Origin of the sequence: Myxococcus guangdongensis, from assembly GCF_024198255.1 — a bacterium.
In the GTDB taxonomy this organism is placed as follows: domain Bacteria; phylum Myxococcota; class Myxococcia; order Myxococcales; family Myxococcaceae; genus Myxococcus; species Myxococcus guangdongensis.
On sequence record NZ_JAJVKW010000004.1, the window covers coordinates 584,527 to 610,153 of the forward strand.

The 25,627-nt window shown below is 70.3% G+C and carries 8 protein-coding genes and 1 pseudogene; all 9 read left to right on the top strand.

Annotated features, from left to right (window positions below; all coding sequences use genetic code 11):
• The gene (locus tag LXT21_RS15685; protein WP_407666990.1) at positions 1 to 5,481 is read left to right on the top strand and encodes a type I polyketide synthase; all 5,481 of its coding nucleotides are present in this window, start codon (positions 1 to 3) and stop codon (positions 5,479 to 5,481) included.
• 7 nt (positions 5,482 to 5,488) lie between these two features.
• Positions 5,489 to 10,984 carry a type I polyketide synthase gene (locus tag LXT21_RS15690; protein WP_254038942.1) on the top strand — a complete coding sequence of 1,832 codons (5,496 nt, stop codon included), beginning with the start codon at positions 5,489 to 5,491 and terminating at the stop codon, positions 10,982 to 10,984.
• The gene (locus tag LXT21_RS15695) at positions 10,981 to 15,279 is read left to right on the top strand and encodes an amino acid adenylation domain-containing protein (protein ID WP_254038943.1); all 4,299 of its coding nucleotides are present in this window, start codon (positions 10,981 to 10,983) and stop codon (positions 15,277 to 15,279) included. The genes LXT21_RS15690 and LXT21_RS15695 overlap by 4 nt, the downstream gene beginning before the upstream one ends.
• Positions 15,279 to 16,379, top strand: a complete 1,101-nt coding sequence (locus LXT21_RS15700; protein ID WP_254038944.1) for a patatin-like phospholipase family protein — start codon at positions 15,279 to 15,281, stop codon at positions 16,377 to 16,379. Before LXT21_RS15695 ends, LXT21_RS15700 begins: the two co-directional genes overlap by 1 nt.
• Positions 16,379 to 17,509, top strand: a complete 1,131-nt coding sequence (locus LXT21_RS15705) for an ArsA family ATPase (protein ID WP_254038945.1) — start codon at positions 16,379 to 16,381, stop codon at positions 17,507 to 17,509. The genes LXT21_RS15700 and LXT21_RS15705 overlap by 1 nt, the downstream gene beginning before the upstream one ends.
• 2 nt (positions 17,510 to 17,511) lie before the next feature.
• Positions 17,512 to 17,994 carry a hypothetical protein gene (locus tag LXT21_RS15710; protein WP_254038946.1) on the top strand — a complete coding sequence of 161 codons (483 nt, stop codon included), beginning with the start codon at positions 17,512 to 17,514 and terminating at the stop codon, positions 17,992 to 17,994.
• Positions 17,995 to 18,089: 95 nt separating this feature from the next.
• Entirely contained in the window at positions 18,090 to 20,891 is a 2,802-nt protein-coding gene (locus tag LXT21_RS15715) for an SDR family NAD(P)-dependent oxidoreductase (RefSeq protein WP_254038947.1), read from the top strand.
• Positions 20,892 to 20,911: 20 nt separating this feature from the next.
• Positions 20,912 to 22,936: a RiPP maturation radical SAM C-methyltransferase gene (locus LXT21_RS15720; protein WP_254038948.1), complete on the top strand. Its 2,025-nt coding sequence runs from the start codon at positions 20,912 to 20,914 to the stop codon at positions 22,934 to 22,936.
• A gap of 144 nt (positions 22,937 to 23,080) precedes the next feature.
• Positions 23,081 to 25,486, top strand: a pseudogene (locus LXT21_RS45645) (type I polyketide synthase); the annotation flags it as partial.
• Positions 25,487 to 25,627 lie beyond the last annotated feature (141 nt).

Here is a 25,627-nt window from a genome sequence, read left to right on the forward strand (position 1 = left end):
TTGTCCGCCCAGGCAGACCATGGGGAGTTGATGAAGCGCGCGCTCCTGAAGCTCCAGGAGGCGCAGGCACAGCTCGACGCCCACGCGCGCGAGCGGCACGAGGGCCTGGCCATCGTCGGCATGGGCTGCAGGTTCCCGGGTGGTGCCTCGACTCCCGGCCGCTACTGGCGGCTGCTCCTCGATGGCGTCGACACCGTCACCGAGGTCCCCAAGGAGCGATGGGACGCGGAGGCGTTCTACCACCCCGAGCCCGATCAGCCCGGGAAGGTCTACTGCCGCCACGGCGCCTTCCTGGAGGACATCGACCAGTTCGAGCCCAGGTTCTTCGGCATCTCCCCGCGCGAGGCGGCGCGGATGGACCCTCAGCACCGGCTGCTACTGGAGGTCGCCTGGGAGGCCCTGGAGAGCGCCGGGCGTGACCCGAGCTCCCTGCGCGGAACCCGGACGGGCGTGTTCGTCGGGATGATGGGGCAGGACTACACGCAGCTCGCCACCCAGTCTCCCGACCTCATCGATGCTCACACGGGCTCCGGCAACGGCGCGAGCGTCGCGTCGGGCAGGCTGTCGTACACGTTCGACCTCCAGGGGCCGAGCCTCACGGTCGACACCGCGTGCTCATCGTCGCTGGTCGCCGTCCACCTCGCGCTCCGGTCGCTGCGCCAGCGCGAGGTCGACTTCGCGCTGGTGGGCGGGGTGAACCTGGTGCTGTCGCCCGTGGCGACGTTGATCGAATCGCGCGCGCACATGCTCGCCGCGGATGGGCGCTGCAAGGCCTTCGATGCGGCGGCCAATGGGATGGGAAGAGGAGAGGGCTGTGGTGTCCTCGTCCTGCGGCGGCTCTCGGATGCCATCGCGGACAAGGACCCCATCGTCGCGGTGATTCGCGGTTCGGCGGTCAACCAGGATGGCCGGACCAGCGGGTTGACGGTCCCGAACGGGCTCGCGCAGCGGCAGGTGCTCTCGGATGCACTGAAGGACGCGCGCGTCGATGCGTCGCGCGTGGGCTACGTCGAGGCACATGGGACCGGGACGGCGCTCGGTGACCCCATCGAGTTGGAGGCGCTCGGCGCGGTCTACGGAGACAGGACGACGCGCGAGCAGCCCCTGATGGTGGGCTCGGTGAAGACGAACCTGGGTCACCTCGAGGGCGCGGCGGGCATCGCGGGGTTGATGAAGGCGGCCCTGTGTCTGGCGAACGAGGCGATTCCTCCCCACCTCCACCTGCGGACCCCCACGCCGCACGTCGACTGGAGCCGGCTGTTCGTCGAGGTGCCCACCGCGCGGCGCGACTGGCGAACCGAGCAGCCGCGCTTCGCGGCCGTGAGCTCATTTGGTTTCTCGGGCACGAACGCGCACGTCATCCTCGAGTCCGCGCCGCGCTCGGAACAAACGGCCGTGCGGAGTTCCGCGCGCCTCCAGCACCTCTTGACGCTCTCGGCCCGCACGGGCGGCAGCCTGCGCCGGTTGGCGGAGTCGTTCGCGGACGAACTCGCGGGGCCCCGCAAGGACGCGCTCGAGGAGGTCTGCCACACGGCGAGGGTCGGCCGAAGTTCGCTGGAGGAGCGCGTGGCCTTCGTGGGCTCGACCTCCGAGGACCTGTCCGCCGCCCTGCGCGACTTCAGCCGGGGCGAGTCCCAGTCCACGAGCGCGTGGGTGGAAGGACAGCGAGGCACGGAGACGCCGCGCGTCGCGTGGCTCTTCACGGGGCAGGGCGCCCAGTACGTGGGCATGGGGCGTGAGCTGTTCGAGACGGAGCCAGGCTTCCGTCGCGACCTGCTCCGTTTCGAGGAGATCCTCCGGCCTCACCTCGACCGTCCGCTGACCGAGGTGCTGTTCCAGGACGACACTAGCGCGCTGGACGAGACGCGGTACACGCAGCCTGCCATCGTGGCGCTCGAGCTGGCGGTGACCGGTCTGCTGCGCTCATGGGGTCTTCACGCCGACGCGGTCCTGGGGCACAGCGTCGGTGAGTATGCCGCCGCCATCTTCGCCGGTGCCCTGACTCCGGATGTGGGGCTCCCACTGGTGGCCGCGCGCGCGCGGCTGATGCAAGCGCTGCCCGAGCGCGGCGCGATGCTGGCCCTCTTCACCGACGAGGCGCGGGTCCTCCGAGCCCTGGCGGGGCATGACCGGGTCTCGCTGGCGGCCCTCAACGGACCGCGAAACACGGTCATCTCCGGAGCGCGGGAGTCGATCGACGCCATCGCACGAGAGTTGGCCGCCGAGGGCATCGAGAGCCAGCGCTTGAAGGTCTCTCATGCGTTCCACTCGCCATTGATGCAGCCGATGTTGGAGTCGTTCGCGCGGGTCGTCAGGGACGTGCGACTCCAGGCACCACGGGTGTCCCTCATCTCGAACCTCGACGGCACCGAGGCAGGGGAGGGCTTCACGCGTCCGGACTACTGGGTCCGGCAGGCCCGCGAGCCGGTCCGCTTCGCGGAGGGACTCCGCACGCTCCTCCAACGTGGGGTGCGCGTCTTCCTCGAGGTGGGCCCGAAGCCTGTCCTGTCCAATCTCGCGCGCGACATCGCGGCTCCCGAATCCGCCTTGTGGTTGGAGACCCTGCACCCGCGTCGCGCGGACCGGCTGGGACTGCTGCGCGCCCTGTCGGAGCTCTACGTCCGTGGCGTTCCGGTGGACCTGGCGCGCCTCGACGGCGGACGCGGGCGCATCGCGCTTCCCACCTATCCGTTCGAACGGCAGCGGCACTGGCTGGACGTGCCCGCGCCGTGGTCACGTCCCACGAAGCCCACGGTGCATCCGCTGCTCGGTGACCGTTGGGACTCCTTGGCGCTGCGAGAGGGCACCACCGTCTTCTCGCGAGAGCTGGAGGCGCGGGCCCTTCCACTCCTGGAGGACCACCGCGTGTACGGCAAGGCGGTGGTCCCCGTCGCGGCCTTCGTGGAGATGGTGGTCTCGGCGGTGGCGCAGGTGTCGGGCTCGGAGTCCATGACGCTGGAGGCGGTGACGCTCCACCAGCCGCTCGTCCTGCCGGAGTCACGCACTCGCGTCGTCCAGACGCTCCTCGAGGAACAGGGCACCGCGGGCTTCACGTGCACCGTGATGAGCAGGGAGGATGGAGGGAGGGGCGAGCGGTCCTCCTGGAGCACCCACCTGACCTGTCGTGTTCGTGCGCCGGGCGCGACGCAGCCGCCTCGGGTGGAGCTCGAAGCACGGCGCCAGAGCTGCCCCAGCCCCGTCGACATCGAAGCCTTCTCCGAGGCGATTCGTCAGCGCGGGCTCGACTATGGCCCCTCGCTGCGAGTCCTGTCGTCGCTCCATCGGGGACCTCACACCGCGTGCTCCTCCAGCGAGGTGGAGGCGCATGGTGTGAATTACCGCGTCCATCCGGCCCTGCTCGATGCGAGCCTCCGGACCGCGGCCGCCGTCACGCCACTGTCTTCAGACGACGCGCTGCTGCTCCCGGTCGCCATCCACCGCCTCGAACTCTACCAGCGCCTGCCCGCGCGCCTCTGGACGTTCGCCACGCAGCGCGCCGACCCCGGCTCGACGGAGCTCCCGACCACGGACATGACCCTGTGCGCCGAGGACGGCAGCGTGGTCGCGTCCCTCATGGGGCTCTCCGTTCGCAAGGCCGAGCGGGAAGTGTTGCTGCGCGGCCTCGACGTGGACTGGCAGGACTGGCTGTACCGCGTCACCTGGCGTCCGTGTCCCTCTCAGGGCGAGCTGCGCCCAGCGGGCCAGCACTGGGTCGTCTTCATCGGGGATGGGGGGGGCGGGGACACGTTGGCCGAGCTTCTCGAACAGCGTGGCGCCCGAGTCACCCGCGTGCGCAAGGGCCCGGCGCTCGGCCACGGCGCCGAGGGCCTCATCGTGGACCCCTCGATGCCTGACCACTTCGACCGGCTGTTCTCGGAGTGGGACGGCGTGCCTCCACACGGCGTCGTGTATCTGTGGGGCGACGAGGCGCTGTCGGGCTGCGTGGGCGCGCTGCACCTGGTGCAGGCCCTGTCGCGAGCTTCGTGGGCGCCCCGATTGATTGTCGTCACCCGAGGCACGCGAGCGCTGTCCGCTGATGCCCAGGAGCCGCGCATCGCGCAGGCGCCGCTGTGGGGCTTCGGGCAGGCGGTGTCGACGGAGCTGCCAGAGCTGCGCTGCCTCCGGGTCGACCTCCCCAGTGAGCCGACACAGGATGAGGCCGAGGCGTGCCTGCGTGCGTTCGCGCTCGCCGAATCGGAGCAACAAGTCGCCGTACGCGCGGAGGGCCTGTACCTCGCTCGACTGGAGCGCGTCCGAACTCGCGCGGTGTCGCGGCAACTGGAGCTCTCCGCGGAGGCGTCCTACCTCATCGCGGGTGGACTGGGAGGGCTCGGACTCCGACTCGCGGGATGGCTGGCGGACCGGGGCGCGCGACACCTCCTCCTGTTGGGACGACATGGCCCTTCGGTGGAGGCCCAGCGGCAGCTCGATGCGCTGGCGACGCGAGGCGTGCATGTCCGCGTGGCCCTGGCGGACCTGGCTTCTCACGACGAAGTGGCGGCGGCCCTGGTCGAGCCGATCGGCGCTCCCCCGCTGCGAGGTCTCTTCCACGTCGCGGGAGTCCTGGGTGACGGCACGCTGGCCCATCAGACGGCGGAGCGCTTCCGCGAGGTGCTGGCACCCAAGGTCCAGGGCGCGTGGAACCTGCACGTGCTCACCGCCGGGATGACGCTGGACTTCTTCGTCTGCTTCTCCTCGGCGGCCTCGCTCCTGGGGACGCCGGGGCAGGCCAACTACGTCGCCGCGAACGCCTTCCTGGATGCACTGGCCCAGCTCCGGCATGCGCAGGGACGGCCCGCGCTGACCCTCAACTGGGGCTCCTGGGCGCAGACGGGCATGGCCGCGCGAATGGGGCCGGTGTCCACGAGGTCGGCCGCGGCCCTGGGCTTCGGGTCGATTCCCGTGGAGCGCGGGCTGGAGGTCCTCGAACGCCTCATGGGCGGAGCGAGCACCTCGCTCGGGGTCTTCCCTGTCGACTGGACACGGCTCGCGGAGCAGTGGCCGGGACTGGCCCGTCAGGCCTTCTTCGAGGGACTGCTCGGTGGCTCGCCGCCCGAGCCTCGCGCTCCTGCCTTCCGCGCGCGATTGGACGCGGCCGCGCCGAACCGGAGGGTGGAGCTGCTGCGTCAGCACGTGGCGGAGCAGGTCGCGCGCACGCTGGGGCTGGCGGAGTCGGAGCGGCTCTCCGGTGGCGAGCGGCTGTTCGACCTGGGCTTCGATTCACTGCTGGCGGTGGAGCTGAAGAACCGGCTCTCCAGCAGCCTCGGCAAGAGCCTGCGCTCCACGCTGGTCTTCGACTTCCCCTCGCTGGCCGGGCTCGTCGCGCACCTCGTGGGAGAGCTGGGGCTGGGCGAGCCCACGCAGCGGCAGGTGGAGGGCCCGACGCGAGAGGACGCGTTGACCGCGGAGATACAGGCGCTGTCGGAGCAGGAGCTCACCTCCCTCATCGACCAGGAGCTGGTGAGCGCGCTCACCCGCTGAGGACCGGATGGCGAAACTACCGACACGCATCTCCGAGCTGCCGGCCGTCAAGCTCGCCTATCTCGCGAGCCAGCTCCGCGCGAAGAAGGACCTCCTGGCCGCGGAGCCCATCGCCGTCGTCGGCATGTCCTGCCGCTTCCCCGGCGGAGGCGAGCTGCCGGAGACGTTCTGGCAGTTCCTCCGCGAGGGAGGTGACGCGACCCGCGAGGTGCCACCCGAGCGCTGGAACATCGACGAGCTCTACGACCCCACGCCGGGCGCGAAGGGGAAGGTGTACACGCGCCGCGGCGCCTTCATCGAGAACGTCGACCTGTTCGAGCCCGCGTTCTTCGGCATCCCGCCGCGCGACGCGAAGGACATGGACCCGCAGCAGCGCATGTTGCTCGAGGAGTGCTGGCGCTCACTCGAGCGCGCGGGCATCCCTCCGGCGGGACTGAGCGGCAGCCGCACCGGCGTCTTCGTGGGGCTGATGCACAACGACTACAACGTGCTCGGCATCACCGCGGGCGTGGAGATGCACTCCGCGTCGCTCAACTACCCCTCCATGGCCGCGGGGCGCATCGCGCACACGCTGGGCCTCCAGGGGCCCGCGCTCACGGTGGACACTGCGTGCTCGTCCTCCGCGGTCGCCGTCCACCTGGCGTGCCAGAGCTTGCGCAACGACGAGAGCGACCTGGCCCTCGCGGGCGGCGTCAGCCTGAGCCTGTCACCGCTCACCATGATCTTCGAATGCCAGAACCGCATGCTGGCGGTCGATGGTCGCTGCAAGACCTTCGATGCCTCGGCGGATGGCTTCTCGCGCGGTGAAGGGTGCGGCGTCGTCGTGCTCAAGCGCCTGTCGGACGCGCTGGCACAGGGCGACTCCATCCTCGGTGTCATCCGGGGCTCGGCGCTCAACCACGACGGACGCAGCAGCGGATTGATGGTGCCGAACGGGCGCGCGCAGGAGCGCGTCATCCGCATGGCGCTGGAGGGCTGCGGCGTGGAGCCCGAGCAGGTGAGCTACGTCGAGGCCCATGGCACGGGGACGTCGCTCGGCGACCCCATCGAGATGGAGGCGCTGCGCTCGGTCTTCGGCCGCGCGCCCGCGCGAGGCTCGCCGCTGTGGGTGGGCTCGGTGAAGACGAACATCGGACACCTGGAGGCCGCCGCCGGAATCGCGGGGCTCATCAAGGTGCTGCTGGCGCTGCGGCACGAGGCCATCCCCGCGCACCTCCACCTCTCGCGGCCGAACCCGAACATCCGCTGGGATGACCTGCCGGTGGTCATCCCCACCGCGCTGCAACCCTGGCCGCGAGGGGAGCAGCGGCGGATCGCCGGCCTCAGCAGCTTCGGCTTCTCCGGCACCAACGTGCACCTCGTGGTGGAGGAGGCGCCGCTCCAGTCGCGGCCACCGGTGGCGCGGGAGCGCCCCGTCCACCTGTTGACCCTGTCGGCCAAGACCGAGGCCGCGCTCGAGGCGCTGGTGGAGGTGCATGCGTCCTCGCTGCCCGACGAGGGCGAGGTGCTCGGGGACTGGTGCTACACGGCCAACGTCGGTCGGTCCCACTTCGAGCACCGCGCGGCCATCTCGGGTGCGAACGCCGCCGAGCTCCGGGCCGGTCTGTCGCGTCTGCGCATGGAAAGGTCACCTCCGCGACGTGAGCCTCGCCGGGGGACGGAGAGCCCGAGGCCGGTCTTCCTGTTCACGGGACAGGGCTCGCTGCGTCCCGGGGTGGGGCGCGAGCTCGCCGAGACCTGGCCCGTGTTCCACGCGGCGGTGCAGCGGTGCTCGGCCGCCTTGATGGGACTGCTCGAGCCGAGGCTCGGGGACATCCTGTATGGCGAGCAGTCCCTCTCCCTGCTCGCGGACACACGCCACGCCCAGCCCGCGCTCGTGGCGCTCGAATACGCGCTCTCCGAGCTGTGGGCCTCGTGGGGCATCGTCCCAGGCGCGGTGGCCGGTCACAGCCTGGGCGAGTACGCGGCGGCGGTGGTCGCCGGGGTCCTGTCCATCGAGGACGCGCTGAGCCTGGTCGTCGCGCGCTCGCGACTCATCCACGAGGCCCCGGGCGAAGGCGCGATGCTGGCCGTCAACGCCACGCTGGAGGTGCTGGCGCCGACGCTCGCACCGGTCTCCCACCTCATCTCGCTCGCGGCGGTCAACGGTCCCCAGGACCTGGTCATCTCCGGAGACCGCGCGACGCTCTCCGAGGTCGCGGGGCGTCTCGCGCGGGAGGGCATCGCCTGCAGGCCGCTGTCGGTCACCCACGCCTTCCACTCGCCGCTCATGGAGCCGGTGGTGGCGGCCTTCGAGGCGTGCTTCGAAGGGGTGGCGCTCTCGACGCCGCGCCTCTCCTTCGTGTCGACGCTCGAGGGCGGGCTCGTCTCCGAGGCGCTGACCCGGCCCGCGTACTGGTGTCGCCACCTGCGCGAGCCCGTCCGCTTCGCCGAGGCGCTGGAGACGCTGCGCGAGCAGAAGCACCGCACGTTCCTGGAGGTGGGGCCCACGCCGGTCCTCACGGGCGTCGGCCTGCGCGTCTACCCGGGCGAGGAGGAGCTGAGCTGGCTTCCGAGTCTGCGTCCCGCATCCGGTGAGGCCGCGCAGATGCTCACCGCCCTGGGTGCGCTCTACGAGCGTGGCTTCGAGGTGGACTGGAGCGCGTTCGACGCGCCCTTTGAGCGGAGGTCCGTCACGCTCCCGACGTATCCCTTCCGTCGCGAGCGCTATTGGATCGACTCGCCGACGGAGGGCTCGATGGCGGAGCGGAGGGCGGCACGCGCCAGCGGCCCTCTGCTCACGGGCGTACCGTTGTCGCTCGCGGGGACGAAGGGTTCGCGATTCTCGGCGCGCCTGAGCACCCGGGAGCCTTCGTTCCTCGCCGAGCACCGTGTCTTCGGTGCGACGGTGTTGCCAGCGGCTTGCTACGTCGAGATGGCGCTGGGGGCCGCGCACTTCGCGGCGCCGCCGGAGGCCACGTTCGAGCTGCTCTCGTTCGAGCTGGAGCGACCGCTCGTGCTCGGCGAAGGGGAGGGCCGTGAGGTCCAGACGGTGCTGACGCCGGAGGAAGGGCGCACGCACTTCGAGATCTACGGCCAGGGGACAACGGGCGCCGAGCGGGACTGGGCGCGCCTCGCCCATGGGTACCTCGTGGAGCACCGCGATTCCGCGCGACACGTCGACCTGGAGGCCGGGCTGTTCGAGCGCTTCTCCCCGCCACGACCCGTCGGACCGTTCTACGAGCTGATGGCCAGGCACGGCATCGAGTACGGCCCCTCGTTCCAGGCCATCGACGCACTGAGGTTCGGGAAGAACGCCTGCCTCGCCCATGTCCGGTTGCCCGACAATCAGGTCGTCGGGATGGGCGAGTACCGACTGCACCCCCTCATCCTCGATGCCTGTTTCCAGACCGTCGCCGCCCTGTTCATGGAGGAGGCCAGCGAGGCGCCGGACCACCGGCAACGGATGCCCGTCGCCATCCAGCGCCTGCGCTGGTTCAAGAAGCCCGGGAGCAGCGCCTGGGTGCATGCGCGCCACGACGAGCGCGTCTCCGCCTCCGATGAACTCTTGAGCATCGACCTGCGCATCCTCGGGGAGGCGGGGGAGGTCATCGCGGAGGTCGAGGGGCTGCTGCTGAAGCGCATCGACCGGCGCGCGCTCACGACCTCGTTCTCCGACTCCACGCGGGAGCTGCTCCTCGAGCTGGCGTGGCGCGAGCTGGACGCCCCTCGGTCACGGGCTCCGGTTCCTCTCCAGTCCCATCGCTGGTTGTTGCTCGCGGACTCGGGCGGCGTCGCGGAGGCGCTGAAGGCGCAGGTCCAGCGTCACGGTGGAGCGTGTGTGGTGGCGACACCGGACCCGAGCAACGACGCGGACCACGTCCGCGTCGATCCGAAGCACCCGGAGACCTTCGTTCGACTCCTCCAATCGCTGTCCGAGGAGGGCGCGGCGCCGACGACGGTCGTCTGCCTCTGGGGGCTCGACGAGCCAGGGGGCGAAGCGCTCTCACCAGAGGCGTTGGTGCGTGCCACCACGCGGAGCGCGACCGGCGTGCTCCACCTGGTGCAGGCCATGGCCCGTGCGAGCTGGGCCCAGCGGCCCGCGCTGTGGTTGGTGACTCGCGGCGCCGTCGCGGCCGCGCCGGGGGACACCGTGAACGGCCTCGTGCAGTCGATGCTCTGGGGGCTCGGTCGCGCGGCCACCATCGAACACCCGGAGTTGGGGTGCCGGCTGGTGGACCTGGACGACGGAGAGGACGCGGCCTCGCGGTTGTTCGAGCAGATGACCCGCGCGACAGGGGAGAACCTGCTGGCGCTGCGAGGCTCGCGGCTCCTCGGAGCTCGGCTCACGCGACCCGGCGCGCCGTCGAACAGCGCCAACCCGATGGGGATCCACGCGGATGGCGCGTATCTCATCACCGGAGGACTGGGCGCCCTCGGGCTCGCGACCGCCGCGTGGCTGGTGGAGGCCGGCGCCCGCCAGCTGGTCCTGGTCAGCCGAAGCGCACCGGGAGACGCGACGAAGCTCCAACTCGACGAGTTGGGGGCGCGTGGCTGCGACGTCACGGTGGCTCGCGCGGATGTCTCGCGCCCGGACGACGTGCGGCGCGTCCTGGAGGAACTCTCCGCGAGAGGCACACGCCTGCGAGGCGTCTTCCACGCGGCGGGCGTGCTGGACGATGGCGTGTTCCTGCGGCAGGACCCGGAGCGTCTGGCGCGCGTGCTCGCGCCCAAGGTGATGGGTGCGTGGAACCTGCATCTCGCGACGGCCGGGCTCCCGCTCGACCTCTTCGTCATGTACTCGTCCGCGGCGTCGCTCGTCGGAGTCGCCGGGCAGGCCAACTACATGGCCGCCAACACCTTCCTCGACGCGCTGGCGCACCATCGCCGCGCGAAAGGGCTGCCCGCGCTCAGCGTCAACTGGGGACAGTGGGCCGGCGGAGGAATGGCGCGGAAGGCGAGGGCGCGCGTGTCGACCGCGGACACCCCGGGGCTTCCACCCCAGCGCGCGCTGCGCATCCTCGAGGAGCTGTTGGGCCGGGACGTCGCGCAGATGGGCGTGGTGCCCGTCGACCCCTCCGCGCTGGAGTCCTCGCTCTCCTCGAGCCATGGCCCCCTGTTCTCCGAGCTGGCGCTGCGTGAGAAGGAGCCCTCCGCCGGCACGGGGCGGATGGTGGAGCTGCTGGAGGAGTTCACGCGCTCGGATGGCGCGCGTCGGCGCGGGCTCCTGACGCACTACGTACGAGGCCGGCTGGCGCCCCTGCTGGGGTTCCCGCCGGAGCACGAGGTGCTCCAGAAGAAGATCTCCCTCAACGAGATGGGGCTCGATTCGCTGCGCGCCGTCGAGCTGAAGAACCGCATGGGCCGTGAGCTGGGCGTGGACCTGCCCATGGCGCGCTTCATCGACGGAACCGGTGTCGCCGGAATCGTGGAAGCGGTGCACGAGCAGCTCGAGCTCAGTGAGCTGCTCGCGCGAGCCCCCGTCACCGCCGCGCAGTCCGAGGTCGAGGAGCTGACGCTATGAAGATGGGTGAGCTGCTCGCCGAGCTGAATCGGCGGGGCCTCGAGGTCCGTGCGGAGGGCGAGCACCTGAAGCTGCGTGGCCCGAAGGGGGCCGCGGGCGAAGAGCTCCTCAAGCTGCTCGCCGAGCACAAGCAGGAGCTGCTCGCGTTGCTGCGGGAGCGCCAGCGGGTGGACGAGGAGCGCCCCATCACCCCCGTCGCGCGCACGGGACCGGCGCCGCTGTCCTTCGGGCAGCAGCGACTGTGGTTCCTCGACCGGCTGGAACCCGGCGGCTCCACCTACAACCTGGTCATGCCCATGCAGGTCGAGGGGCATCTCGACGTGGTGCTCCTGGAGCGCTGCTTCGTCGAAATCCTCCGGCGCCACGAGGTCCTTCGCACGCGCTACGCCGAGCAGCAGGGCGTCCCGGTGCAGCTCGTCGACCCCGAGCCGCGGCTCGAGTTCGAGGTGATGGACGAGACGGAGGTGTTCGCCTACGAGCCCGGAGGCACGGAGGCGTTCCTGCGCCGCGAAGGGGAGCGGCCCTTCGATTTGTCCGAGGGGCCGCTGACCCGCGTGCTCGTCGTCGAACGGGGGGCTCGGGGCCAGTACGTCCAGGTCTGCCTGCATCACATCTCGGCGGATGTCTGGGCGCGGGGGCTCATCATCCGCGAGCTGATGGTCCTCTACACGGCCTTCGCCCAGGGGCAGCCCTCGCCCCTGCCGCCCCTGTCGTTGCAGTACTCCGACTTCGCCATCTGGCAGCGCGGTCATCTGCAGGGCGAGGTCCGCCGAGGACTGGTGGACGCGTGGAAGCGGCGACTGGCGGGGATGCCTCCGCTGCTGGAGTTGCCCACGGACCGCCCGCGTCCCCGGGTGCAGACCTACACGGGAGGAGAGGTCCGCTTCGACGTGGGGCCGGTGCTCACCGAGGCCCTGAAGACCCTGAGCCATGCGGCCAACGCCACGCCCTTCATGGGCATGCTGGGCGCCTTCTTCGTCCTTCTGCACCGGCTCACCGGACGCGACGACCTGGTCGTCGGCGCCAACTCCATCAACCGGACCCGCACCGAGCTGGAGCCCCTGGTGGGCTTCTTCGTCGACAACCTGGTGATGCGGGTGGACCTGGGAGGGCGCCCGGGCTTCTCCACCGTGGTGGAGCGCGTCCGGGAGGTGGTGCTCGACGCCTTCGCGCATCAGGACCTGCCCTTCGACCTCCTCGTCGAGGAGCTGAAGCCCCCGCGCAACCCTGGCTACAACCCGCTGTTCCAGACCGTGTTCTCGTGGACGCGGGCGATGGAGGGCACCCCGGCGCCGAGCGGGATGAAGATCCTCCCGCTCGAGTTCGAGACCACCACCTCGCGCTTCGACGTCAACCTCTTCGTCGAGGACCACGGCGACCGGCTGACGGTGCGCTTCGTGTTCAACCGGGGCCTCTTCGACCAGGGCACCTTCCAGCACTACGCCGACTGCTTCCAGCAACTGCTCCAGGGGCTGCTCACCGAGCCCCAGCGGCCGGTGGGCGAGCTCCCGTTGCTTCCCGCGGAGGCGCGCGAGCGAATCCTCCGGCAGTGGAACGACACGCGAGGGGAGGGCGCCGACGGGCCGTGCCTGCACGCGCTGTTCGAGGCCCGCGCGGCGGGGACCCCGGATGCCTGCGCGCTCGTCATGGGGGACTGGGAGCTGACCTATGGCGAGTTGGATCAGCGCGCGGACCGACTCGCGGTGGCGCTGCAGTCGATGGGGGTGGGGCCCGAGACGCGGGTGGGCATCTGCATGGAGCGCTCGCCCCGGTTGATCGTGAGCCTGCTCGCGGTGCTCAAGGCGGGCGGCGTGTTCCTCGCGCTCGACCCCGACGAGCCGCTCGCGCGACTGCGGCGCATCCTCGACGACGCCCGTCCCGCGGTGCTGCTCACCTCGGGGACGCACCCGGAGCCGCAGGCCGGCATGAAGGTCCTCCACGTGGACGCGGCGGCGGAGCGACTCCCGGACGCCACCGGTGCGCGCCTGCGCCACGACGTCACGCCGGACCACCTGGCCTACATCCTCTACACCTCCGGTTCGACGGGCCAGCCGAAGGGCACGGAGGTGACGCACCGGAGCATCGTCAACTACCTGAAGTGGAGCGTGCGGACGTACCGGCTCGACGAGGGCACGGGGAGCCCGGTGCTCGGGTCCATCAGCTTCGACGGCACCCTGACCAGCCTCTTCGCGCCGCTCATCTCCGGGCGCGCGCTCTTCCTTCTTCCACGAGGCCAGGAGCTGGACCTGCTGTCCTCCAGGGACTACCTCGAGCAGGGCTTCAGCTTCATCAAGCTGACGCCCTCGCACCTGCGGGCGTTCGACGGGCTGGGGCGGCTGCGCGAGGTGCTCGAGCGCACGAAGGCGCTCGTCCTCGGTGGCGAGGGCCTCCACGGCGGAGACCTGGAGACGTGGCGCGCCTGGCGCCTCCCCACGCGCGTCATCAACGAGTACGGACCGACGGAGGCCGCCGTCGCGTGCTGCTTCCATGAGGTGGCCACGGATGGAGCGCCGCTCCCCGAGCGCATCCCCATCGGCAAGCCCATCGGCAACACGGAGCTGTACGTCCTGGACCGCTGGGGACACCCGGTGCCCGTCGGTGTGTCGGGCGAGCTGTACATCGGCGGTGTGGGACTGGCGCGGGGCTACCTGGGGCGGCCGGACCTGACGGCCGAGCGCTTCGTCCCCAACCCCTTCGAGGCGGGAGCGCGGCTGTATCGCACCGGAGACTTGGCCCGGTACCTGCCGGACGGCACCCTCGAGTTCCTCGGGAGACTGGACGACCAGCTCAAGATTCGGGGTCACCGCGTCGAGTCCGGAGAGGTGGAGGCCGCCCTCGCGCGGCACCCGAAGGTCACCCACGCCGCCGTGGTCTTGCAGCGCTCCGCTCCGGGACAGGAGCCGCGCCTCGTCGCCTACGTCCAACCCTCGGAGCCGCGACTCCCGGGTGAGGCGCTGGAGAACGTGCTGCGCAAGTTCCTCCAGGAGGAGCTCCCCGAGTACATGCGGCCATCGGTCCTCCTCATCCTCGATGCGCTGCCGCTCACGTCCAGCGGCAAGGTCGACCGCAAGGCGCTCCCCGCCCCGCACGCGGGACCACGGGAGAGGGGGCTCTCGGTGCGCGAGACAGGTGTGCTGACCGACACGGAGCAGAAGCTCCAAGCCCTCTTCCGCGAGCTGCTGGGACTCGACGCCGTGGCTCCCGGCGACAGCTTCTTCGACCTGGGCGGGCACTCGCTGCTCGCCGTCACCCTCATCGCTCGCATCCGGAGCGTGCTGGACGTGGAGGTCCCCCTCAACGAACTCTTCGAGCGCCCCTCGGTGGAAGGACTCGCCCGGTGGGTCGACGCACAGGCCGGAGTGCTCGCCCCGCGCTTGCCTGATGGGGTGGTGGCGCTGAGGCCGAAGGGGCGCAAACCGCCGCTGTTCGTCGCGCCTCCCTCCGCGGGCAACCCGGCCGTCTATGTCTCGCTCACCCGACACCTGAGCCCCGAGCAACCTGTCTTCGGCTTCCAGATGCCGGGGCTGCTGGACGACAGCGCCCCCAGGGCCACCATCGAAGAAGCGGCGACGCACTACGTGGACGTCATGCGGCGGATGCAGCCCCATGGGCCCTATCGCCTCGCGGGGTGGTCCTTCGGCGGCATCGTCGTGTGCGAGATGGCGCGCCAGCTCGAGGCTCAGGGAGAGCAGGTCGCGCTGCTCGGCCTGATTGATGGCGCCTCGCTCGACCGCAAGGCCGCGCAGGACAGCCAGGACCTCCGACAAGCGGTCTCCACGGGCTCGCAGCTCGTGAAGGTGCTCACGCAGACGCCGCTGCCGCGTGACTACGAGAACTTCCGGCTCGTGGGTGAGTGGATGGGCATCAGCCTCCCCGAGGCGCCCAAGGACCTCTGGCGCAAGGACTCGGGCGGTCGGCGCACGTACCTGCGCAGGTTCCTGAAGGACGTGGCGCGAACGGCGCGGAACATGTTGGTCACCCTGCGGGCGGAGCGCTCCTACACCTTCACCGCGTATGGGGGCCGCGCCACGCTCTTCCGGGCCGAGCCCCCCAGCGAAGGGCGGGATTCGCTGGTCGACAGCGTGCGCAGGTTCGCGCCCAATGGCTTGCAAGTCATCGTGGTCCCCGGCAATCACATGACACTCGTCATGGATGAGAAGAACGCCGCGGTGCTGGCCTCACGGCTCCAGCAATGCCTGGACGCGGTCGCGCCCGGAATGCCCGCTCAAGAACCCCCTCGGGCGCTCCTGCCCGCGAATGGGTGGAATGCGCAGTTCTCGAAGGAGGTCGCGTGATGCCGCACCGAATCCTGTCAATGGATGGTTCCTCCATCTCTGGAGGGGAGGGCTATGTCACCACGGGCATGCTCGGAGCGCTCCGACAGACGCTCGACGCGGGAGGAGACCGGCGGGCCCTGCTCGGTCAGGTGGACCTCTTCGTGGGCACGTCCGCGGGCTCGTTCAACGCGGCCTTCTTCGCCAGCGCGGCGGACCCGGACACCGCCTACGACCTGAGCCTCCAGTTCTGGGGTGAGGCCGTCGCCATGAACAAGAAGGGCGTGTCCCTGGGACGCACCCTGCTGGCGCTGACGGGCGCCAGCTCGTTCCTCGACTCGAACTACATGCGCGACTTCCTGGGCGGCTACTTCGGGATGACGACGCGGCTGGGGGACCTGAAGCGCAAGGTCGTCATCCCGAGCTTCCAGCTCGATGGACAGCGCAAGGGCGTGCGGACGTGGAAGTCGAAGATCTTCCACAACACCGGCCCGGAGAACGACCCGGACCTGAACGAGCTGCTCATCGATGTCCTGATGCGCAGCGGCTCGCCTCCGCTCTCCTATCCCATCTACCAGGGGTTCAAGGAGCGGGGCAGCGGCTACGTGGATGGTGGGCTCTTCGCCAACAACCCCGCGCTCGTGGGGCTGGCGCAGGCCATCAACAACAGCTCCCGCAAGAACAAGCACGAGCAGGTGGACACGCTGGCGACCGAGCCGCCCAGCCTGGACTCCATCCTGGTGCTGTCCATGGGCAACGGCATCATGTCCTCCTATCTCTCGCCCACCTTCCGAAGCGGAGAGTCCAACTGGGGCTTCGCCCGGTGGCTGTTGGACACGCGAGATCCGATGGTGCTGGTGAAGATGTTGCTGGAGGCTGGCTCGGACGCAGTGAACTACCAGTGCCGGATGATCCTCCGGAAGAAGTACCTCCGGTTGGATCCCATCGTGGAGCAGCGCATCTCCGCCTACGACGCGCGACAGGTCGAGGCGGCGCTGGTCCAGCTGCTGAGCCAGCAGTCCACCATGGACCAGCTCCAGCGCACGCGGCACTGGCTCGAGAAATCCGGCTGGCTGGGAGACTCGCTGCAGGACACGCAGCCCTCACAGGTGGGGACCTGATGACGCGGCTCCTCCTGGTCGCGGGAAGCGGCGGCGCGGGCCGGACGACGGTGGCGGCGGCGACAGGCCTGGCGGCCTCGCGTCGGGGCCAGCGCACGTTGGTCCTCTCCGTCGACGCCTCCCGAGACCTGAGCGGTGTCCTGGGCCAGGTGCCGCCGACGCTCCCGGAGGGCCGGGGGCTGCCGGTTCGCATCGAGGACCACCTGCACCTCCAAGAGCTCGACATCGCGTCGGAGCTGAAGCGCCGCTGGAGCGAGGGCCGTGGCGAGGTGGCCGCGCTGCTCGGCGGTGGCTTGGAGGGCGTGACGGCGGAGGAGGTGGCGCTCACGCCGGGGTTGGAGGTGTTGCTGGCGCTCCTCCTGCTCGGCGAGTACAGCCGCGCGCGGACGTACGACCTCATCGTCATCGATGCGGGGGACGCGCTGCGCTTCGTCGGTGGCGCGGATGCCGTGGGCTGGTATGCGCGCAGGTCGAGGGCGCCGAAGCAGAGCGCTCGGCGGGTGAGGCCGTCGCGCGCGAACCCGGAGGTCCTCCACGGGGTCAGTGACAAGCTGATGGACGTGGGCGCGCTGCTGAGAGCGCCCACGGTGACGAGCGTGCGGTGGGTGACCACGCATGACCACCGGACCGAGCAGAGCCTCCGGAGGGCGCGCGCGACGTTCGGCCTGCAAGGCGTTGCCCTGGACGGAGTCATCCTCAATCGCCTCGCGCTGGTCGGGGAGGACGCGGCCCTCGCCCGGCACCCCTCGGTGGAGAACCTGCAACACCTCGTCGGCTCCATCCCGGTGACAGGGGTTGCGCTCCAGGGGCGAGACATCGTCGGGGAGGAGGCGCTCGAGGCCTTCGCGACGCTGCTGTACCGAGGTGAAGACCCGGCGCGGCTCGGGAGCACGCATCCCAGCCTGGGCGTCGGCAAGCAGGCCGTGGATGTGTACACGCTGGAGGTCCAGCTCCCCTTCGTGCGCAAGGAGGAGGTCTCGCTCTCCCGGCGCGAGGCGGAGCTCGTCATCCAGGCAGGTGCCTTCCGGCGCAACGTCCTGCTCCCCAGGATGGTCGCGCCACTCGCCACCACAGGGGCGAGCCTGGAGGGCGACAGACTCGTCGTCGAGTTCAAGAAAGAGAGGGTTTGAACATGGTCTGGCAGAAGAGGCGTTTGCCGAAGGACTTCTTCCGGTTGGAGACGCAGCCCGAGGAAGGGGCCCGGGTCGCGGAGGTCGTCGACGCCGTGATTCCAGGAGGGAAGGGCTTCATCCAGCAGCTCTTCCGCGCGAAGAAGGACGTGCTGCAGGCTGTCTCGCATCTGCTCCAGGCGCAGATCCACGAGCTGGAGCACATCGACTCGGCCATCCGGGGCGAGTACCGGCCGGGCGCCGCCGGGACAGGTGCTTCGTGCACGGAGCCGCCGCTCAGCCCGCGCATGATGACCATCAAGCAGATGATGGAGGAGGCCAGCGCGAAGCTCCGTGGGGAGAAGGTCGTCCATCCCCACGCGCCGGGCGCCGCGTGTCCTCCGGTCCAGCCCACGCATGGCGCGGTGGAGAGCCCCAGGAGCACGGAAGGTGAGCCGGGCAGCCGCCCCGGCGCCACGGGTCCGGAGAAGATCACGCTCACCTGAGTCCAGGTCGTCCGCGTCGTGCATCCACGGTCTTCCTCGTCACGTCGGTGGGCACGGACCCACCGCGTGCGAGGTGTCGTCGAGGAGGCGGTCTCATGGGACAAGAGGGACAGGGACGTATCCTCGCGGAGCGACTCGCCGCGCTTTCGCCCGAGCGCAGGGCGTTGCTGGAGCTGGCGCTGAAGAGGACTCCGGCACCTCGTGTGTCGGGTCCTCGTCCTGGCCTGGACGTGTTGCTCCAGGAGGGGACGGAGGACTTCGCGACGTTGGCGCCGTTCCCGGAGGTCGCCGCGTCGTTCTCCTGGGTGCTCGCGGCGCGGGGGCCGCGGACGGATGAGCAGGCCCGGCTCCTGGAGGACGCGCACCGCGAGCTGCGCGGGGCGCTGTTCAGGGCGGTGGACCTCACCGCGTGTGAGCGAGTCCTCGGCTTCGGGGGCGGTGACGGCCGCGAGTGGGTGTCGCTGGCCCGAAGGCCTGGGACGTTCCGAATCATCGGCCATGCGTCCTCACCCCGGGACGTGGAGGCGGCCCGCGAGCGCGTGCGCACCCATGCGCTGGAGGACCGTCTCCAGGTCATGACGGGTGGGCTGGACTCCGATGCCCTGGAGGCGGGCTTCGATGTCGCCTTCGGACTGGAGGCCCTCGGCCCTCCGGAGGAGCGGGGCGCTCTCTTCACCGCCTTGGGAAAGAAGGTCCGGGAGGGTGGGCGACTGGTCCTCGGGGACGTGTTCCTGAAGTCGGGGCTCGCACCGCCGCACGTCGAGCGACTGTCGCTGCCGCTCATCGAGGAGCTGGGGACCTGGCTCACGACGAATGGCTTCCTCGTCGTGGACTGCGTGGACGCGGCCCGCGAGATGGGGAACTTCCTCCACGAGCCCGCGATGGACGCGCGCCTGTCGCAGCTCGGCTGGGGGGGCGAGGACGCGCGTGCGCAGGTGGCGCGGGCGTACGAGGTGATGGGGGGGCTGCTCCGCGGAGGCGCGGCGGCCTATCTGCTGCTGACCGCCGAGAAGCGCGGTGGGCTGGAGCCTCGACAACTGGAGGCGCTGAACCGCGAGCGACTGACGCAGGCGACTCCGTACGCCGAGCTTCCGCACGCGTGGCTGTATGCGCCCAGGTGGCGGCCCGTCGCGAGTCCTTCGCGTGTGCATGAGTCCACCTCGTCGCCCGGGCACTGTCTGGTCTTCGCCGACAAGGGCGGGCTGGGCGAGGCGCTCTCGCGGCGCGTGGGCGAGGCGGGAGGACGCTGCACCTTCGTCCACCGGGGCGAGGTGTTCCGACAGCGTGAGGACGGCGGTTACGAGGTGCCCACGCGGAACCCGGAGTCGTTCCTCCGGTTGATGGAGTCGCTGTCCGCCGCGGAGCTCGTGCCTTCCCACGTCGTCTATCTATGGAGCCTCGATGTGCCTGAGCCGGAGGGCCTGTCGGTCGCCCAGCTCCAGGACGAGACGCTCGATGCGTGCGGTGGCCTGCTGTATCTCGCCCAGGCCCTGCTCACGGCGGGCGCGAGCCATCCGGCCTCGCCTTCACTCTGGATGGCCACGCGGGGCGCTCAGCGCGCCGATGACACGGGGGGGCTCCCGGGCCTGTTGGGGGCTCCGCTCTGGGGACTGGGGAAGGCCATCGCCTATGAGCACCCGGAGCTCGACTGCCGCCGGGTGGACCTGGATCCTCAGCGCGACCTCGAGGACGGTGCGCAGGCGCTGTGGACGGAGCTGCGCTCTCGCGACGAAGAGGACCAGGTCCTGTTGCGCGAGGGACGTCGTCACGTGCTGCGGTTGTCCCGGCATCGGCAGTGGGACTGGGAAGGCGCGGGACGCCTCCAGTTCAAGGCGGACGCCACCTACCTGGTGACAGGAGGGCTGGGCGGACTGGGCCTCCAGGTGGCGCGGTGGATGGTGGAGCGGGGCGCACGCAACCTGGTGCTCCTGGGGCGCAAGCGGGCCAGTGACGTGTCCGCCGAGGAGGTGAAGGAGATGCGCGCCCGGGGCGCGGCCATCATCTCGCTCGCGGGTGTGTCGGTGGACTCGGACCTCGACTTCGTGATGGCGGGCATCTCGAAGCGGATGCCGCCGCTGCGGGGCATCATCCACGCGGCGACGGAGGTGGACGACGGCATCCTCGTGCACCAGACGCGCGAGCGCCTGGGCCGGGTGTTCGCGGCGAAGGTCTCCGGCGCCTGGAATCTGCACCGGTGGCTCGCGGGCACACCGTTGGATTTCTTCTTCTCGCTGTCCTCCTCCACGTCGTTGATGGGCGCCTCGGGGCAGGGCAACCACCTGGCGGCGACGGCCTTCCTGGACGGGCTCGCCGAGTACCGCCGCTCCCAGGGACTGCCCGGGCAGAGCTCGAGCTGGGGCGCCTGGACGCAGCCTGGTGACGAGACGCAGGCGGCGCTGGACGCGCGCATGCGCAAGCGAGGCGTGGGCCTGGTGCCGACGCAGCAGGCGTTCGCCATCCTGGAGCAGGTGTTCGGCCCGATGCCGGCGGTGGTCGGGGTGATGCCCATCCATTGGCCCACCTTCCTCGGCGGCCTTCCCGGTGACGGCCCTCCGCCGTTGTTCGCGGACTTCGGCGGGGAGGCGGGCGCGGGCCACGCGGGCGCAGAGCTGAGGCGCGAGCTGCTGCGTCGCGTGCGCCAGGGTTCCGCGGAGGACGGGCGGAGCGCGGTGCTCGAGTGGTTCCGCGCGCGCGTGGCGAAGGTGTTGGAGCTGGGCGCCACCCAGCTCCCGGAGCCCGAGCAGTCCCTGCACGAGCTCGGGCTCGACTCCCTGATGGGCGTGGAGCTCAAGAAGCTGCTGCACGCGGAGCTGCAGGTGGAGTTCCCCCTCCAGGAGTTGTTGGGGGGCAAGAGCATCGGCGAGCTGTCGGGTTCTCTCTACGAAGCCCTGCGTTGAGATTCGCAAAGGAGTGGAACGTGTCTGGTGATTCCGTTCAGGTCCGCTTCGTCGTCGCTCCCTTCCTCCCCGAACACCAGCCCGCGCTGGGCGTGAGCACGCTGATAGGGGTGCTCGGGAGGAGCGGCATCCAGGCGGATGTCCGCTACCTCAACGTCCAGTTCATGCGACAGATTGGGTGGGAGCTCTACTACTACCTCTCCTACGCCACGCCCCCGGAGATCCTCGCGGGGGAGATGGCCTTCCTCCCGGCCTCGCCGGACTTGTTGTTGGGGGAGATGGTCTTCGCTCCGGCGCTGTGGGGAGACGCGGCCTCGAACTGGGAGGAGTACGCGGACCGCCTGACCCCGCTGCTGGAGGTGAAGCAGCACACGGAGGGCGCCACCTCGGGAGGCGCGCGGCGTGAGCAGGCGTTGCATTGGGGACGCGCCCGCGAGCTCATTCGCGCCCTGCGTGAGGACAGCCCTCGTATCGTCAGGCAGTGGGCGCAGGACATCCTCGCGGACAAGCCGCGTGTCATCGGCTTCACCTCGACGTTCCAGCAGAGCGTCGCCTCGCTCGCGTTGGCGAAGGAGCTGCGCCGGCTGCTCCCGCGCGAGGAGCTGACGCTCATCATGGGGGGCGCCAACTGCGAGGCCGACATGGGCAAGGCGCTCTCGGACAACTTCCCCTTCATGGACCACGTGGTCTCGGGGGAGGGCGAGGGCGTCATCGTCGACCTGGTCAAGGGCGTGCTGGATCGTCGGAGCGGACGCCCGCAGCCTCGCTACGTGGCCGCGCCGCCATTCGAAGCCATGGACACGCTGCCGATGCCGGACTTCGACCACTACTTCGACGCCATCAAGGACATGCCGATGGCCAAGCGCGCCAACCTGACGGCGGAGTCGTCGCGGGGCTGCTGGTGGGGAGCCAAGTCGCACTGCACCTTCTGCGGCCTCAACGGCTCCGGCATGGCGTACCGGAGCAAGGACCCGGGGCGCTTCGTCCAGGAGCTGCGCACGCTGGCGGGGCGCTACGGCTTCAACTTCTTCATGATGGCCGACAACATCCTGGACCTGAAATACATCAAGTCGGTGTTCCCCGCGCTCATCGAGCAGGGGGATGAAATCACCATGTTCTATGAGACGAAGAGCAACCTCCGGAAGGATCAGCTCGAGCTCATGGTCGCCGGTGGTGTCACCGAGTTGCAGCCGGGCATCGAGAGCCTCAGCACGCCCATCCTCGAGCTGATGGACAAGGGCACCACGCGCCTGCAGAACATCCAGCTCATCAAGTGGTGCGAGGAGTTCGACATCAACGTGAACTGGAACATCCTCTTCGGCTTCCCGGGCGAGGCACCCGAGGAGTACGCGGAGATGGCCCGGCTGATGCCCTCGCTGGTCCATCTGCCGCCGCCTGGGGGATGCGGGCGCATCCGCATGGACCGGTTCGCGCCGTATTGGAAGACGCCGGAGAAGTACAACCTCAAGAACGTCCGCCAGAAGTGGGCGTATGACTATGTCTACGCCGCGCTGCCCGCTGAGGAGCGCCGGCGCATCGCCTACTACTTCGACTACGACCTCGAGGGCGACATCGACCCGACGGTCTATCTCCAGGACACGCTGAAGCGGACCGAGGAGTGGCGCGACGGGTACAGCCGCGGTGTGACGCTCGAGCTGAAGACGCGCGATGGCGTGTCCCATGTGCTGGACACGCGGGGCGGGACATCACTGGAGACGGCGGTGACGGTGGACGGTGTCCGGCTGTTGAAGGCGATGGACTCCATCCAGAGTGCTCGCGTCGGGCTCGAGAAGGTGAACGAGTCGCGAGAGGGAGGCCCGATGTCCGCGGCGGACTTCGACGCGATGCTCGCGCGGTTCCTGGAGTGGGGTTGGGTCATCCGCGAGGGCGCGAAGCACCTGAGCCTCGTGCTCGACCGCACGGAGCGCCAGCGCATCATCGACCTGAAGATGGCCGCGCAGCTGGGCACCATCGACTGGGCCCGTCTGGGGGCCAGGCCCGCCGTGAGCCCTGGCCCCGCGCAGCTCGTCGCCTCTTCGACCTAGGCCCACGCGATGCCCGACGACTCGACGTCCTCCGCCACGGAGGAGCTGACGCCCCTGCAGCGGGCGGCCCTGGCCATCAAGACCCTCCGGGCGAAGGTGGAGGGACTGGAGCATGCGCGCTCGGAGCCCATCGCCATCATCGGAATGGGGTGCCGTTTCCCTGGAGGCGCGGACACTCCGGAGCGGTATTGGGAGCTGCTGCGCGCGGGCGTCGACGCGGTGGGGCCGGTGCCCGCGGACCGCTGGGACGCGGGGGCCTACTACGCCGAGGACCCCGACGCCGCGTGGAAGATGGTCGTGCGCGAGGGAGGCTTCCTCTCGCAGCCCATCGCCGCGTTCGACTGCGAGTTCTTCGGGCTGTCGCCCCGTGAGGCGAGCTACGTCGACCCCCAGCAGCGCTTGATGTTGGAGGTCGCGTGGGAGTCGCTGGAGGACGCGGGGATTGTCCCGGGCTCGTTGGCCGGGAGCGACACGGGTGTATACGTCGGCTTCCTCAGCAGCGACTACGGGCGCGTTCCGTTCAACGCGCTGCCGACGCGGGACCTCCCCTACATGGGGACGGGGAACGAGCTGAGCTTCTCGGCGGGACGCGTCTCGTATGTGTTGGGACTGCAGGGCCCGTCCATGGTTGTCGCGACGGCGTGCTCCTCGGCGCTCGTGTCGGTCCACCTCGCGTGCCAGGCCTTGCGTCAGGCGGAGTGCTCGCTGGCGCTCGCGGGCGGCGTGAATCTCATCCTCCATCCGGACAACAACATCGTCCTGTCGAAGATGCGAGCGCTGGCGCCGGATGGTCGCTCGAAGACCTTCGATGCGTCCGCCAACGGGTACGGGCGAGGCGAGGGGTGCGGCGTCCTGGTGCTCAAGCGGCTCTCGGATGCGCTGCGGGACAAGGACCGCATCCACGCCGTCGTGCGGGGCTCGGCGGTGAATCATGACGGGCCCAGTGGTGGACTGACGGTGCCCCACGGACCCGCGCAGGAGAAGCTGCTGCGCAGGGCGCTGAGGTCCGCGAGCCTCGCTCCCTCCGACGTGCGCTACGTGGAGGCGCATGGGACGGGGACGCCGCTGGGAGACCCCATCGAGTTGCGGGCCCTGGACGCGGTGCTCGGCGAGGGGCGAGGCGCCGAGGCGCCGCTCCTGGTCGGCTCGGTGAAGACGAACCTGGGCCACCTGGAGTCGGCTGCAGGTGCCGCGGGCCTCATCAAGGTCGCGCTGTCGCTGCGCCATGGCGAGATTCCTCCTCACCTGCACCTGCGCAACCCCAACCCGGCCATCGACTGGGAGCAACTGCGGATTCGTGTGCCCACGCGGATGACGCCGTGGCCCGCGGGGCCTCGGGTCGCGGGTATCAGCGGGTTCGGGCTCAGTGGGGTCAACGCGCATGTCCTCGTTGGAGAGGCACCGCCCGAGCCTCCCAGGGCCCCGGAGGAGTTCCCGAGGCCCGTCCACCTCCTGGCGCTGTCTGCCCGGAGTCCGGACGCGCTGGCGGCGCTCGCGCAGCGTTACGAGGAAGCACTGGGTGGCGCCGAGCTGGCGGCCCAGCCCGTGGAGGACGTCTGCTTCACGGCGAACACGGGGCGCACGCATTTCCAGCACCGCCTCGCCGTCCTCGGGGACTCGCATGAGGGCCTGCGCGAGCAGCTCCGGACGTTCGGCGAGCGACGTGACGTGCAGCGCGTCCAAGGCGCGCCGCGCATCGCGTTCCTGTTCACGGGCCAGGGCTCGCAGTGGCTCGGGATGGGCGAGGAGTTCTTCCGGACCGAGCCGCTCTTCCGTCAGACGCTGCAGCGCTGCGACGAGGTGCTGGCACCGTTGTTGGGTCAGTCACTCCTCGGGCTGCTGTACCCGTCCGAGCGAGACGAGTCCGCCCGCGCGCGACTGGACGCGACGGGCTTCACGCAGCCGGCGTTGTTCGCGCTGGAGTACGCGCTGGCGCGGGTGTGGATGGCGTGGGGCATCGTCCCGGACTTCGTGATGGGACACTCGGTGGGCGAGCTGGTGGCCGCGTGCGTGGCCGGCGTCTTCACGTTGGATGAAGGGCTCCAGCTCATCGCCGCGCGCGCCCGGCTGATGCAGTCGCTGCCTTCAGGGGGCGCGATGGCCACCGTGTCCGCGGACCCATTGATGGTGGAGGCGCTGCTGCCCCGGTATGCGGGACAGGTCTCCATCGCGGCGCTCAACGGACCGCGCAGCGTCGTCATCTCGGGCCGCGAGGGCGCGGTGCGAGACTGCCTCGGCGAGTTGGACAAGCACGGCAAGCGTGGCTCGCTCTTGCGCGTGTCCCACGCCTTCCATTCGGCGCTGATGGACCCCATCCTCGATGCGTTCGCGCGCGAGGTGGCCAAGGTCCACCTCCAGCCACCGGGTATCCCGCTCATCTCCAACGTGAGCGGTGAGGAGGCCAGTGGCGAGCTGCTGGAGCCCCGGTACTGGGTGGAGCAACTCCGTGGGCCCGTGCGGTTCGCGAGGAGCGTGGAGACGCTGAGCCGGGCAGGTGTTCAGGCCTTCGTGGAAGTAGGCCCCAAGCCGACGCTCACGGCGATGGGGCAGGCATGTGTCTCCGGAGAGGGGACGCTCTGGTTGTCGAGCCTCCGTCCGGAGCGCTCGGACTGGCGGCAGATGCTGGAGGGGCTCGCTTCGCTCTACGCGGCGGGCGCGACGGTGGACTGGCACGGACTGGATGCAGGCCGG